Below are 13,210 nucleotides of genomic sequence, written 5' to 3'. Positions count from 1 at the left end.
AGCCTGATTTGCGCCACCAACTTTAGACCGATTTTTGTAATAGCTTTGTAATAATACACAATTTCGTAACAATATTTACGCTTTTTTAATTTTATTTTCGAAATCAGGTTTTTGTCTTTTCATATGGGGTATTTACCTAGTGTTAACGGGAAAGGCCAAACGAATGAATCGTATATATTATCACGTCTTTCATAGAAGGCACTTAAACTGCAGAAAAACTACTTACGTGATTTTTCGCAAAACCTCAGCGTGTCGACAAATGCTTAGTTTTTAGGCAAAAGCGAGTACCAGCGCGGAGCGTACTGGGGTACGTGAGCACTGGAACGGAACTTTTAACGACGAAAATGAGCGTTTGTCGACACGCGAAAGGCGTTATGACCTGCTTCCATTTAGACCTAATTGAAAAATAACGCAAAAATCGCATTTTTTCAGTCTAAAGAGCAAGAAAGGATTTGGAGCATGAAGAAAAAACTCATTTATTTCTTATCACAAAGACACATTCGCAGTTCCATGGCAGAAGCCTGGGCCTCAAAACTCGCCATCAATAACGCCCAATTTATTAGCGGCTCTTGGTGTCACACACAGACATCACCATTTGTCGCCGATGCACTTTTGGAATACGCCATGGAACCACCAGCAACAATGCCCGTAACTCCTAGTCAAAAATTGTTAAACGAGGCTGACCTAATCGTCACGATTTACGACTCCGCCTCTGAACTCGCCCCTGGATTTCCAGACGAGTTGCGCGACAAAATCGTGTATTGGGACATCAAAGACCCTGAACAAAGTCCCGATGAACCTGTGAAATGGGCGTATTACCAAGAAGTTTGCGACAATATTGCCACATCCGTTAAAGGTTTAGAAAAAGCACTCTTATAACTTTTCTGATCTCTCTAGCCAATCGTATTTCGATACGCCTCGCTAGTGGGATTTTTATTATCTAACATATAATGAGGGAAACGAGGTGAAGTCAGATGGAAAATTACGAAGACCTAAAAAGAGGCGAACGAGGCGCATGGCTCAGTATCATCGTCTACATTTTCCTAGCTACGCTAAAAATCGTCGTTGGTGTGGTGGGGCATTCCGACGCGCTGCAAGCCGATGGTTTAAATAACACGACCGATATTATCGCTTCTGTGGCCCTACTTGTCGGCCTTAAAATTTCCCGCATCCCGCCAGACGAAGATCACCTGTACGGTCATCGGCGCACCGAAACCATCAGTTCCTTACTCGCCTCCTTCATCATGTTTCTCGTCGGTCTCCAAGTTATTTGGCAAGCGTTTCTGGCCTTTATCCACCAAGAATTCGCGACCCCATCCGCGCTTACCGCAGTCGTCGCCCTATTTTCTGGCGTTGTCATGTATATCGTCTACTTAATCAATAATAACCTCGCGAAAAAAGTCGATAGTTTAGCCGTCAAAGCCGCGGCCTACGATAACCGCTCCGATGCTTACGTCAGTTTTGGAACCTTCATCGGGATTACCGGTGCAATCATCGGCATTTCCTGGCTTGATAACGTCACCGCATTTCTTGTCGGCGTGCTCATCATCTACACCGCCTGGAAAATTTTCTACGACGCTGCACACACGCTCACCGATGGCTTTGATATTGGTAAAATCGAGGATATTCATACTATCATCGCAGCCGTCCCGCAAGTCCATGAAGTTTTAGATATTAAGGCTCGCATGAATGGCAACCGTATCTGGATTGACGCTACCATCTCTGTGAAAGCTGAACTGAGCGTCGCCGAAAGCCACGCCATCACAGAGCAAATCGAAACCGTGATCCGCGAAACCTACCCAAACGCCTATACACTCGTCCACATCGAGCCTTATTTTGATAGCGATTAAAATGTAAAAATTTAGATTAAACACATTATCTTATTCGCTTGTCTTATTCCCCCGTTTGACTTATAATTTAGATTAAGTATATTCTACGCAAAATGATTGGGAGGGAAAAACACAGTGGGGCAGACAAACTAAGAAACCGTATAAAAAGAAACAATAAATATAAATCGTTGCTGTCTCGTGTTTCCTTACCGAATGGATAAACCTTCCGGAACAGACACAAACACAGCATAAAAAACTTTAGAACCCATAGGAGGTGTTCGCCATTTCTGGTGCTTTATCAGGGGTGGCCATTCATTGATACTAACCACTAAATTTTTAATTATCGCTTTACTAATTGCAATTTCCGCATTTTTCGTCGCGACCGAGTTCGCCATCGTGAAAATGCGTCCGAGCCGTTTGGACCAACTAATTTCAGAAGGTAACAAACGCGCGACCTTAGCAAAACATATTTACGCGCACATGAACGCCTACCTTTCTGCCTGTCAGTTAGGTATCACGATCAGTTCTCTTGGACTTGGTTGGCTAGGAGAATCAACCGTCGAAGCAGCCCTTCATCCACTTTTTGTGATGTTTGAACTGCCAAGCTCGGTGACATCCGTTCTTTCCTTTACCATCGCGTTCGTCCTCATCACGTTCTTGCACGTTGTCGTTGGTGAGCTCGTGCCAAAAACGCTTGCGATTGACAAAACGGAGGCTGTCGCGCTTGCCGTTGCACGCCCCTTGCATATTTTCTACAAAGTGATGTTCCCGTTCATCTGGCTTTTAAACGAATCTGCGGTTGTCATCGCGAAACTATTCGGTTTAGAAACAGCGAACGACCACGAAATTGCGCATACAGAAGAAGAATTGCGCATCATCGTCGGCGAAAGTTACAAAAGCGGTGAAATTAATCAATCCGAATTCAGCTACGTAAATAAGATTTTTGATTTTGACGAACGAATGGCAAAAGAAGTCATGATTCCGCGTACAGAAATCGTTACCGTAGATACAGGTGGCACGATTGCCGACCTATCCGATATTATGAAATACGAACGCTACACTCGCTATCCAGTTATCGAAGGCGACAAAGACCATATTATCGGCGTACTGAACTTGAAAGAAATCCTTTCCGCATACGTCGAAAATGGCTCCGATCCATTGTTTAGCATCGATCCTTACGTAAAACCAATCATCCGCGTTATTGAAACGATTCCAATTAAAGAATTACTTATCCGGATGCAGCGCGAACGTTCCCATATTGCGATTCTGCTTGACGAATACGGCGGAACATCTGGACTTGTAACGGTTGAGGATATCGTCGAAGAAATCGTTGGTGACATTCGCGACGAATTCGATGCGGACGAAATCCCAGAAATCCGTAAAATCAAGGACGGCCACTTCATCATTGACGCAAAAGTTCTGATTGATCAAGTCAACAACATGCTTGGCACAGACATCGAAGAAGAAGAAGTGGATACCATCGGCGGCTGGTTCCTAACACATAACTACGAAGTCGAAATTGGTGACGAAATTGAAAACAACGGCTACATTTTCCGCGTAAAAGAAGCCGAACCTCACCACATTTCCTACATCGAAGTTTTCAAAAAAGAGAAACACAAAGAAACACCAGAAGCATAAAAATATCCCGAAATCCGGCAAAAATGGGTTTCGGGATATTTTTATTTTTTCGCGACTAATTCTACCTTTATTCGATCTGGTCCTTCCGCGAAAACGGCATAATAATTCGGTCCTCCAGCAAACGGATGGCGGTCTTCATACAGAATCGGAATCCCCTGCGCGCGAAAACGCTCTGTCCAAGCATCCACGTCGGCCCGCGTTGCCACATGAAACGCCAGATGATTCAGTCCCGTATGCCCGCGATGATACCCAGCCTCCAAAAAGCGTTCCTCCGTCTGCACAAACACCAAATACGTCTCCCCGTATATCCAACTAACGCCCTTCTCCCACTCCGAATAAAGCGTATAACCCAGTTGCCCCAGCAAATCATCCCAGAACAACCGCGCCTCTTTCAAATTCGAAACATTCATCTCCACATGATGCAACAATCCGCTCTCCTCCTAAAAATGCTTCAGCGCCTCTCTCCGACTCAGTGGTGCCAACGCGTGCGACTCCACAAATTCAAGCACCGCCTCTGCATCAAATTTTGCATATTGACGCAACGCCCAGCCAATCGCCTTTTGAATGAAAAACTCATCCGAATCCAGCCATTTTTCACAATTCGCAAATAACAGCGCCACGTCCGTTTTTTCCTTATATTTCAGCTGAAACAAGATCGCCGTGCGCGCCAGCCAAATATCGTCCCCTTTAATCCACTTCGCATTATACTTCTCAATCAATTCCGGATACATCGCAAAATGCCCACCAACGAGCGTACTCGCCAATAAATCCACCGTATCCCACCAAGGCTCCGTCCTAATCAACTGCTCATAAAAGTCCACAACCTCGACTGGCTGCTTCTTCACATTTTTCGCCAAAATATCAATGGCCATATAGTAAAATTCCCGCTCCGCCTGCGCATAAAGCTCTTTTGCAACGACCATCACATCTTGTGGCTTCCCGTATTCCGCCACAAAATCCCGATAAATCAAACGTCGCTTAGGGCTTCGCAATCCAAGAAAAACAAACTGGTTTCGCATATACTGCTCCATCACCTGCTTCTCCTTAGAATTCGCATGTTCTCTCATATATAAAATTAACTGCTCCGTATAATTATCCATCTAAGCCTCCTTACAACGATATTATGAAAACATCGCCCGTTCCTTCTCCATGCTCGCTATCATGAACTCCACATCATCCGGATCTGGCCCCACACGTTTCCCGCTCTCTAACTGACCAATCCGCTTTCTATCACTCGCATCCAACGAAAAATCAAACAATTGCGTATTCTCAAGTGTCCGTTTTGCACTGATCGACCGCGTCATCGTAATCGTTCCCCGTTCCATATGCCACCTTAAAATCACCTGATCCACATGAACGCCATGTTTCGCCGCAATTTCACCAATCACCGGATTTTGAAACAATGCACCTTTTGCAAGCGGCGACCAAGCACCATGCGCAATACCGTGCTCCGCCAAATACGACCGCAACTCATTTTGAGGCAATAACGGATGCGTCTCCACCTGATCAATCGCCGGCTTCACATTCGCCTTCACAGCCAAACTCGCCAAATGATGCTCCTTAAAATTCGCCACCCCAATCGCGCGCACCATTTTTTCATCATATAATCGCTCCATCGCGCGCCAAGTTTCCGGATACATTCCCGTCAGCGGCCAATGAATCAAATACATATCCAAATAATCCACGCCCAAATTTGCCAATGTATGCTCAAATGCAGTCAAAACCTTATCATAGCCCTGATCCCCATTCCAGATTTTCGAACTAATAAATAACTCATCTCGCGGCACGTCACTGTGACCAATCGCTTGCCCGACCAGCTTTTCGTTGTTATAAACCGCACCCGTATCAAACGACCGATAGCCGAATTCGAGCGCCTTCTCAACCGCGCCAGCCACATGTTGCTGATCTGTCACCTGAAAAACACCCATACCAAGATAAGGAATCATCACACCATTATTTAAACGATAACGTGCTTGAAAGGAATTGACCATTGATAAAACCTCCTGCTTTTGTAGTTTAACCGATACTTGCCGCATTTTCTTTCATTAATACTTAAAATCAGTATACAGAAATCCGTCTCCCTTATCCATTAAAATGCAACCCCCACCATCATACTACGTGAAAAAACAAACTTTTTCCCTTTCCAAATAATGCTTCCTTACACCGTCTTTCCCAGCATAAACAATAATCGTCCCTTTCTACTAAAAAAAATACAATTACCAGTTCATCTCAAAAACCCGTCACATAGCAATTGTAACCGATTTCAACTAGTTTTTGCCTATTTCCCCTCAAAAAAAAGATACCTATTGCCGCCATCCTATGTTAGTATTAATGTGTAGTAAATTTCTATCCTTGTTATGATTTTTTTACGTATATTTTTTGTAAACATCCGCTCACTAAACATCAACGAAAAAGTGGGCCCTATTATACTGGGAAAAATCACACAAAAAAGATCGGGGGAATTAAAAAAATGGCTTTTAAAAACAAAAAGGACCGTTTTGCTTCATTATTACATGATATGGCAGTAAACCTACGTGAGGGCGCCAACTATTTCGCTTCTTACAACATCGAAACTGGGGAAGACTTACATACTTTTTCGGAGAAGATGAAGGAATATGAAACACACGGTGACTCACTGGTTCACAAAATGATTTTAGAACTAAATGATGCCTTCATCACGCCAATCGAGCGCGAAGACATGTTAGAGCTAACAAACCGATTAGATGACGTAATGGACGGCTTTGAGCAAATTGCCTTCACATTTGAAATCTGTCATATCAAACGATTTGACGACTACATGCAGAAATTCATCGACGCGATTGAAGCAAGTACTGTGGAAATTGAAAAAGCAGTAGATCTCGTTTTCGACAAAAAATTAAAAGACGTACGCACATTAGCTATTAAAATAAAGAACTACGAATCGATTTGTGATGAAGTCTACCGCGAGTCTCTGATTCAACTATTCCAAAACGAAGAAAACCCAATCCGCTTAATTCGGATGAAAGAAGTGTATGAGAATTTTGAAGAAATCGCAGACAGTTGTCAAAGTGTAGCCAATACGCTTGAATCAATTGTTATGAAAAACGCGTAAGGGGCCGGCTAAATGGAAGGTATGTTATTAATAACGGTTGTCATTGTTATTGCAGCGCTAGCGTTTGACCTTATCAACGGATTTCATGACACAGCCAACGCGATTGCAACCAGTGTCTCAACGAAAGCATTAAAACCAAAACATGCAATTATACTAGCCGCAGTGATGAACTTTGTCGGCGCGATTTCCTTCACAGGGGTTGCCAAGACAATTACAAAAGACATTGTCGATCCATTCTCCTTACCGCATGGCGACCTTGTTATTCTCGCAGCGCTAATTTCCGCAATTACCTGGAACTTAGTTACGTGGTACTTCGGTATCCCAAGTAGTTCCTCCCACGCTTTGATCGGTTCTATCGCTGGTGGTGCCATTGCCGCAGCAGGATTCGGCGCACTCGAATATAAAGGCTTTTTAACAATTATTATCGGCCTTATCGTGTCCCCATTCCTCGCGTTTGGCGTTGGTTTCCTACTTTATAGCCTGTTCAAAGTTTTCCTGAAAAATCTAAACTTAACATCAACAAATCGCCGTTTCCGCTACATTCAAGTCGGAACAGCAGCGCTCCAATCTTACACACACGGTACAAATGACGCTCAGAAATCAATGGGTATCATCACACTTGCATTGATCGCGAACGGGTTCCAACATACCGATGACGTTCAACTGTGGGTACAAGTATCCTGTGCGATCGCGATGGCCGTTGGTACATCGATCGGTGGTTGGAAAATCATCAAAACAGTTGGCGGTAAGATCATGAAAATCAAACCAGTAAGTGGTGTAGCAGCAGATTTAAGTTCCGTATTCATCATCTTCGGTGCGACTTTCATTCACTTGCCAGTAAGTACAACACACGTTATCAGCTCCTCCATCCTTGGTGTTGGAACAGCCCATCGTGTGAAAGGCGTTAAATGGGATACAGCACAACGCATGATTATCACTTGGATCATCACGTTGCCAATCTCCGCCGCACTTGCAGCAGCTGTCTATTACGTACTACGTTTCCTATTAGGATAATATCAAAAGCTCGTTTCTGGCTATCAGAGACGAGCTTTTTTATGTTTTCACCAGTAAATAAAGGGAATAGATTGCTATAAGACTGTAAAAAAACGTTTACTTAAAAATTGGATACTACGTCAGGAGATGAATAATATTATGCCAAGCTTTCACTTCCAAAAACCACTCGTCCTAAGAAAAAGCAATCCTATCGAAGTTAAAAACGAAAACGATGAGCACGTCGGGACCATCGAAAAAATTTCATCACGTATCTCTTTTCAAAATAATCATCCTTTATACAGCTATTCCAACGACGAAACAAAGAAAGAGCTCGCAACACTGACTATCGAAATTGGCTGGCTTGGGGAAGACGGTTCCTCCGTTGTGTACCATAATATCCAACCAACTTTTGATATCTCACTCAAAGAAATAACCAGCAGTGACCATAGCCTCCATATTCGCGGACTGAAGCAAGATCATCGTATCGATATTATCCAGCCTGAAGCAAAAGGAACTATCAAAATATTACTTGATCACACAGACATCTGTCATATCGCCATTGATAAATCCTTGTCCGGCAGTGCTGTAACCATTGAATATCAAGAAAATGAAATTCTGCCTCCTGCCTTCTTCCTACTTTCTTTTTTCATTGTTCGTCTGATTAAAGAAGAATTCTAGCTAAAACGCCAATCCACTCAGCTAAAAACTGGTTAGATTGGCGTTTTTTTCAATTTCTATTCCCGCTTAATATTCCTCATCCATTTCCCCGTCCAAACTTCCCAACATCTTCGCCAAAATCGCGTCCGCATGTTTCGCCTGAACATCTGGATCATTATACACCTGAATAAAGCCATCGATTCCCACATTCGCAAACTCAATCTCCTGCTCCGGTGAAAACAACGCGCCGAGTCCAACTTCGAGCGCCTGAAAAAGCGCATCCAAATGATGTAGCGGCCTGATATCCTGCTCCTCTTCCATTCGCTGCTCAAACACCTTAAACTCGCCCTGAATCAAGCCATTCACAAGACGCCGATCCTCCCTGCGCAACATCGGCTCCCCACTTTCCGCATCATAAGCCGCTTTATTCTTAGCCACGAAAAATTCCAAGCACAATAGCGTTCCATCAAATACCCCTCTAGAATCATTCGGAAATTCAACTTCCTGCATAACAAGCTCAAATTCTTTCTCCATTTTGAATCACACCTTTTTATTTATTTTTCTATCCACGATATAATATCCTTACCTTCAATATAACACGGCACCAACATTCCAGCCAAACGAAAAATCAGCCTCTGCGTGCTTTCTATATTTTTTATTAAAAACACTATTGCATAATTACTCAAAAAGATGTATTATTATATCTATCGAAAGAAGTTATAGATTCTATGTTCATCTTCAATAGTTATTCATGAAAATGCATAAACTACCGAGATGATATACATTATAAAGGAGTGTAATCATGATTAAAGGGAAGTTTTATCTCAAGTTAACCGCTATATTTTTTATACTAATGATGGTATTTGCTAGCTTTTCTCCCGTTTTAGCAGCAGAAAAAGACACGTCACTGGCTGATGTGAAAGAAAGGGGACGACTCACTGTTGGTCTATCCGCCGATTATCCACCGTATGAATTCCACAAAACAGTGAAAGGAAAAGATACCATTGTTGGTTTTGACATTAGTATCGCTAAAAAGATCGCCAAAGACATGGGTGTTACGCTAGATATCAAAGAAATGGATTTTGACAGTCTACTCCCAGCTTTAAAAACAAATAAAATCGATATGATTATTTCTGGCATGTCACCAACGCCTGAACGTCTAAAAGAAGTCGATTTCTCCGATCCATACATGACTGTGCAACAAAAAGTCGTGATTCGGAAAACAGATAAAGACAAATTCAAAACAACAAATGATTTCGCTGGTGCCACAGTTGGCGCACAAAAACAAACGACACAAGAAGCACTCGCACAAGATGAACTAACAGGTGCAAAAGTGAAGTCGCTATCTAAAGTAACGACATTAATGCTTGAATTACAGCAGAAGAAACTGGACGCCGTTGTACTCGAAGGCCCCGTTGCTGATGCGTATATTTCACAATATGATGACCTGATGATTTCCGATGTCCAATTTGTCAATGGTACGAAACAAACCGCCATTGCGATGAACAAAGGAACAACATCACTACAAAAAAGCGTTAATGCCTCTCTTCAAGAAATCAAAGACAAAAACTTGCTAAAAGAATACCAAGAAGAAGCCAATAAAGCGATGTTCAAAGATGGTAATTTCTTCACGCAATACGGTTCTTATTATGTGAAAGGCGCGCTTTATACGATTGGAATCGCTGCTGTCGGTGTTCTTTTCGGTTCCATTCTCGGTGCCTTGCTCGCCCTAATGAAACTTGCCAAAACAAGATGGTTACGTTGGCCAGCAAATTGTTACATTGAATTCGTACGTGGAACACCATTACTCGTTCAAATTTTCCTTGTTTATTTTGGGACAACCGCTGTATTTGGCGGACTTAACTTGCCTGCGATCGTTGCCGGTTGTATCGCCCTATCACTGAACAGTGCCGCTTATGTCGCGGAAATCATCCGTGCTGGAATCATGGCCGTTGATAAAGGACAAGAAGAAGCCGCGCGTAGCCTTGGTATGACGAAGGTCGCGAGCATGCGCTATATCATTTTGCCACAAGCGATTAAAAATATTTTACCAGCGCTCGGCAATGAATTTATTACCGTTATTAAAGAATCATCAATCGTGTCCATTATCGGTATTACCGAGTTGATGTTTATGTCCGGAGTCGTTGCAGGAGCTAGCTTTAACGCCGTGCTTCCATACGCAGTCGCTGCCGTAATTTACTTCATCCTAACGTTCGGTCTATCCAGACTTCTAGGCGTTGCTGAAAGGAGAATGAGAACAAGTGATTAAAGTAACCAAACTACAAAAGCATTTCGATAAATTAGAAGTTTTAAAAGGCATTGATATAGAAGTAGCGCAAGGCGAGGTGGTCGTTGTCATCGGCCCCTCAGGATCTGGAAAAAGTACCTTCCTACGTTGCTTAAACTTACTCGAACAACCAACTGGCGGCGTCATCGAATTCGAAGGCACTAACCTCACCGACAAAAATGTCAACATCAATGATTTGCGTCAACGAATGGGAATGGTTTTCCAAAGCTTCAACCTGTTTCCGCATAAAACCGTGCTCGACAATCTCACCTTGGCACCGCTAAAAGTCAAAGGCGAAACCGCAGAATTAGCGAAAAAACACGCCCTAGAATTGCTTAACAAAGTTGGGTTGGCAGACAAGGCGGACAGCTACCCATCATCCCTATCCGGCGGGCAAAAACAACGGGTTGCCATCGCGCGCGCCTTGGCGATGAATCCAGACGTGATGCTTTTTGACGAACCAACATCCGCGCTCGATCCAGAAATGGTCGGCGAAGTACTTCAAGTAATGAAGAGTTTGGCCAAAGAAGGCATGACGATGGTCGTTGTGACACACGAAATGGGCTTTGCAAAAGAAGTAGCCGATCGCGTCATCTTTATGGACGGCGGTTACATCCAAGAACAAGGCACACCAGAACAAATTTTCACAAACCCGCAAAACGAAAGAACACAAAGTTTCCTCGGAAAAGTGTTATAATAAACAAAAAGGGGTTGGGACATAACCTCGATAAATCGGCGACAAGCGTTCGCATTCAGGAGATTTAGCAGACTTCCGGTTCTCACATACACCAGTATGCTCCGCTTCCGGCTTCCACTAAATCTCCTGAATACAAACGCTTTCGCTCAATTTGTTTAAAGCAGGATTTTCGTCTTACCCAAAGAAATGGGATTCGTAATATCCTGCTTATTTTATTTATGAATAGATTTTGTCCTGTCCACTTTTATCTACATATGGAGGTTTTTTAATATGAAATTAGCTAAAAAATATCAACAAGCGCCCGTCAATATCCTATCTCAAATCACGACAATCGCGAAAACAACGCCGAACCTGATTGACTTTTCGATTGGCGATCCGGACCTGATTACCGACCAAGAAATCATCGAGGCATCCTTCCAAGACGTGAAAAACGGTCAAACCAAATACACCGAAGCGTCCGGCGATCTCGAATTACTCGAAGCTATTTCAGGATTTTACAACCGCACATACGATTTACAATTCCCGACCAGCGAAATCCGCGCGACAGTCGGCGCTTGCCACGGCATGTATCTCGCGCTCCAAGCCATCATTGATACCGACGATGAAGTCATCATTCACGAACCTTACTTCACGCCTTACAAAGATCAAGTTTTGGCTGCAGGCGGCGTCCCCATCTTCATTCCAACCTACGAAAAAGACGATTTTGCGATCAATTTAGATATTTTAGAAGCCGCGATCACCGATAAAACGAAAGCGCTGATTCTAAACTCGCCGAATAACCCAACAGGCGCGGTGTTCTCCAAAGAAATTTTTGAAGAAATCGCTACACTCGCGCAAAAACACGATTTTTACATCCTATCCGATGAAGTTTACGATGGCTTTAGTTTTTACGAAAAGTTCACCCCGATGGCAAAATTCGCACCAGAACACACCATCACGCTAGGCAGCCTTTCGAAAAATTTTGCGATGACCGGTTGGCGAATTGGCTACATGATTGCGGGCGAGTACATTATCCAAGCCGTGAAAGCAATCAATGAAGGCATCACGTTCTCCGCCCCTTCACCGTCCCAGAGAGCCGCTGTGCACGCGATGAACAACGCCGAGAAGTTCATACCCGCCGTCACAAAAACCTTCCAAGAACGCCTAGAATACGTCGGAAAACGCGTCGCTGAGATACCATACTTATCGATTCACCCTGTCAAAGGCACGATTTACGCCTTCATCAACATCAGCGGCTCCGGCATGACCTCCGTCCAGTTCTGCGAGTATGTCTTGAAAGAAACGCAAGTCCTATTGATACCAGGCTTGGCATTCGGCGACACGGGCGACAACTACGTCCGCCTAGCCGCGACGCAAAACTTGGAGGTTTTAGAAGAAGCCTTTGACCGCCTAGCAAAACTAACATTCTAATACCAAATAAGACCATGACTCCGCGTCATGGTCTATCTTCTTTCCCAATCGTACTTCCCAATAAGCCCTTGACCGTGCCGCCGAACCTCAGCGGAGCGAGAAATGCTTAGATCCTAGGCAAAAGCGAGTACCGGAGCAGAGTGTACGACTGTACATGAGCACCGGAACGGAACTTTTAACGACGGAGATGAGCGTTTGTCGCTTCGCTGAGAGCATTAGCCGATGGTTGGAGCCATGGATACCTGCCAATTCGTAATCATCCGGTCCATTTCTTCCGCCGTCAAAGCATTGAAGCCAATAATCTGATCCACAGAAATCGTCAACCCTTTCGAAAAACGATTCACCCTTGATGCCGAAACACAGTTAATATACACGTCTTTCAACTTCACCACACTATGTGGAATCTCATCCGGAATATCCGTAATCCCAATAATATATCCAATCGACGTCACAAAAAGCACAGGCTCACCATGCTTCATTTGCTCAAATAACTCAACTTCTTTTATCGTATTTTCAATCATTCCAATCACTCCTCGTATAATAAGTTTATAGCTTCTTAATTGTTCTTTGAAAATTTCATATAACAGCCTGTCGGCTTGTAAATGGTT

The 13,210-nt window shown here is 43.5% G+C and carries 14 protein-coding genes; 9 read left to right on the top strand and 5 right to left on the bottom strand.

What is annotated here, in order from left to right; genetic code table 11:
* Positions 1-459: 459 nt before the first annotated feature.
* The 3 genes from EP58_RS08300 to EP58_RS08290 all read left to right on the top strand — a co-directional run bounded on the left by EP58_RS08300 (position 460) and on the right by EP58_RS08290 (position 3,467).
* Positions 460-879: an arsenate reductase gene (locus tag EP58_RS08300; protein WP_036092322.1), complete on the top strand. Its 420-nt coding sequence runs from the start codon at positions 460-462 to the stop codon at positions 877-879.
* A gap of 95 nt (positions 880-974) precedes the next feature.
* On the top strand, positions 975-1,850 hold the full coding sequence (locus EP58_RS08295) for a cation diffusion facilitator family transporter (RefSeq protein WP_036092320.1): 876 nt from the start codon (positions 975-977) through the stop codon (positions 1,848-1,850).
* A gap of 294 nt (positions 1,851-2,144) precedes the next feature.
* Positions 2,145-3,467: a hemolysin family protein gene (locus EP58_RS08290; RefSeq protein WP_036092317.1), complete on the top strand. Its 1,323-nt coding sequence runs from the start codon at positions 2,145-2,147 to the stop codon at positions 3,465-3,467.
* Positions 3,468-3,508: 41 nt separating this feature from the next.
* Here the strand turns inward: EP58_RS08290 and EP58_RS08285 are convergent, their stop codons facing one another.
* From EP58_RS08285 to EP58_RS08275, 3 genes are read right to left on the bottom strand one after another with little or no spacing between them, the layout of a single operon-like run.
* Positions 3,509-3,895: a VOC family protein gene (locus tag EP58_RS08285; protein WP_036092316.1), complete on the bottom strand. Its 387-nt coding sequence runs from the start codon at positions 3,893-3,895 to the stop codon at positions 3,509-3,511.
* Positions 3,896-3,907: 12 nt separating this feature from the next.
* Positions 3,908-4,534, bottom strand: a complete 627-nt coding sequence (locus tag EP58_RS08280) for a DNA alkylation repair protein (RefSeq protein ID WP_052171408.1) — start codon at positions 4,532-4,534, stop codon at positions 3,908-3,910.
* A 54-nt stretch (positions 4,535-4,588) separates the two neighbouring features.
* Positions 4,589-5,458, bottom strand: coding sequence for an aldo/keto reductase (locus tag EP58_RS08275; protein ID WP_036092312.1), 870 nt, complete (start codon positions 5,456-5,458; stop codon positions 4,589-4,591).
* Positions 5,459-5,937: 479 nt separating this feature from the next.
* On the opposite strand from EP58_RS08275, the gene EP58_RS08270 reads away from it, so the two are divergent.
* The 3 genes from EP58_RS08270 (at position 5,938) to EP58_RS08260 (ending at position 8,229) form a co-directional block, all read left to right on the top strand.
* Entirely contained in the window at positions 5,938-6,558 is a 621-nt protein-coding gene (locus EP58_RS08270) for a DUF47 domain-containing protein (RefSeq protein ID WP_036079902.1), read from the top strand.
* 12 nt (positions 6,559-6,570) lie between these two features.
* Positions 6,571-7,572 (top strand): inorganic phosphate transporter, encoded by a 1,002-nt coding sequence (locus EP58_RS08265; protein ID WP_036092311.1) that lies wholly within the window; start codon positions 6,571-6,573, stop codon positions 7,570-7,572.
* A 138-nt stretch (positions 7,573-7,710) separates the two neighbouring features.
* Positions 7,711-8,229, top strand: coding sequence for a hypothetical protein (locus EP58_RS08260; protein ID WP_036092309.1), 519 nt, complete (start codon positions 7,711-7,713; stop codon positions 8,227-8,229).
* Positions 8,230-8,295: 66 nt separating this feature from the next.
* Here the strand turns inward: EP58_RS08260 and EP58_RS08255 are convergent, their stop codons facing one another.
* The gene (locus tag EP58_RS08255; protein ID WP_036092308.1) at positions 8,296-8,742 is read right to left on the bottom strand and encodes a hypothetical protein; all 447 of its coding nucleotides are present in this window, start codon (positions 8,740-8,742) and stop codon (positions 8,296-8,298) included.
* Positions 8,743-9,010: 268 nt separating this feature from the next.
* On the opposite strand from EP58_RS08255, the gene EP58_RS08250 reads away from it, so the two are divergent.
* From EP58_RS08250 to EP58_RS08240, 3 genes are all read left to right on the top strand, one after another.
* Complete coding sequence (locus EP58_RS08250) at positions 9,011-10,477, top strand: ABC transporter substrate-binding protein/permease (RefSeq protein ID WP_036092307.1); 1,467 nt, start codon at positions 9,011-9,013, stop codon at positions 10,475-10,477.
* Positions 10,470-11,192 (top strand): amino acid ABC transporter ATP-binding protein, encoded by a 723-nt coding sequence (locus tag EP58_RS08245; RefSeq protein ID WP_036092305.1) that lies wholly within the window; start codon positions 10,470-10,472, stop codon positions 11,190-11,192. The genes EP58_RS08250 and EP58_RS08245 overlap by 8 nt, the downstream gene beginning before the upstream one ends.
* 270 nt (positions 11,193-11,462) lie before the next feature.
* Positions 11,463-12,602 (top strand): pyridoxal phosphate-dependent aminotransferase, encoded by a 1,140-nt coding sequence (locus tag EP58_RS08240; protein ID WP_036092303.1) that lies wholly within the window; start codon positions 11,463-11,465, stop codon positions 12,600-12,602.
* A gap of 215 nt (positions 12,603-12,817) precedes the next feature.
* On the opposite strand, the gene EP58_RS08235 is transcribed toward EP58_RS08240, so the two are convergent.
* Positions 12,818-13,210 (bottom strand): hypothetical protein (locus tag EP58_RS08235; protein WP_241481007.1); only part of this gene is annotated, 393 nt, incomplete at its 5' end.

Source organism: Paenilisteria newyorkensis (genome assembly GCF_000766145.1).
Lineage (GTDB): Bacteria > Bacillota > Bacilli > Lactobacillales > Listeriaceae > Listeria_A > Listeria_A newyorkensis.
This window is presented reverse-complemented; position numbering and strand designations above follow the sequence as displayed.

Bases quoted from the DNA above. Each gene is read 5' to 3' on its own strand.
- EP58_RS08300 (WP_036092322.1), top strand. From the start codon at position 460: ATGAAGAAAAAACTCATTTATTTCTTATCACAAAGACACATTCGCAGT.
- EP58_RS08295 (WP_036092320.1), top strand. From the start codon at position 975: ATGGAAAATTACGAAGACCTAAAAAGAGGCGAACGAGGCGCATGGCTC.
- EP58_RS08280 (WP_052171408.1), bottom strand. From the start codon at position 4,534: ATGAGAGAACATGCGAATTCTAAGGAGAAGCAGGTGATGGAGCAGTAT.
- EP58_RS08275 (WP_036092312.1), bottom strand. From the start codon at position 5,458: ATGGTCAATTCCTTTCAAGCACGTTATCGTTTAAATAATGGTGTGATG.
- EP58_RS08270 (WP_036079902.1), top strand. From the start codon at position 5,938: ATGGCTTTTAAAAACAAAAAGGACCGTTTTGCTTCATTATTACATGAT.
- EP58_RS08265 (WP_036092311.1), top strand. From the start codon at position 6,571: ATGGAAGGTATGTTATTAATAACGGTTGTCATTGTTATTGCAGCGCTA.
- EP58_RS08260 (WP_036092309.1), top strand. From the start codon at position 7,711: ATGCCAAGCTTTCACTTCCAAAAACCACTCGTCCTAAGAAAAAGCAAT.
- EP58_RS08255 (WP_036092308.1), bottom strand. From the start codon at position 8,742: ATGGAGAAAGAATTTGAGCTTGTTATGCAGGAAGTTGAATTTCCGAAT.
- EP58_RS08250 (WP_036092307.1), top strand. From the start codon at position 9,011: ATGATTAAAGGGAAGTTTTATCTCAAGTTAACCGCTATATTTTTTATA.
- EP58_RS08240 (WP_036092303.1), top strand. From the start codon at position 11,463: ATGAAATTAGCTAAAAAATATCAACAAGCGCCCGTCAATATCCTATCT.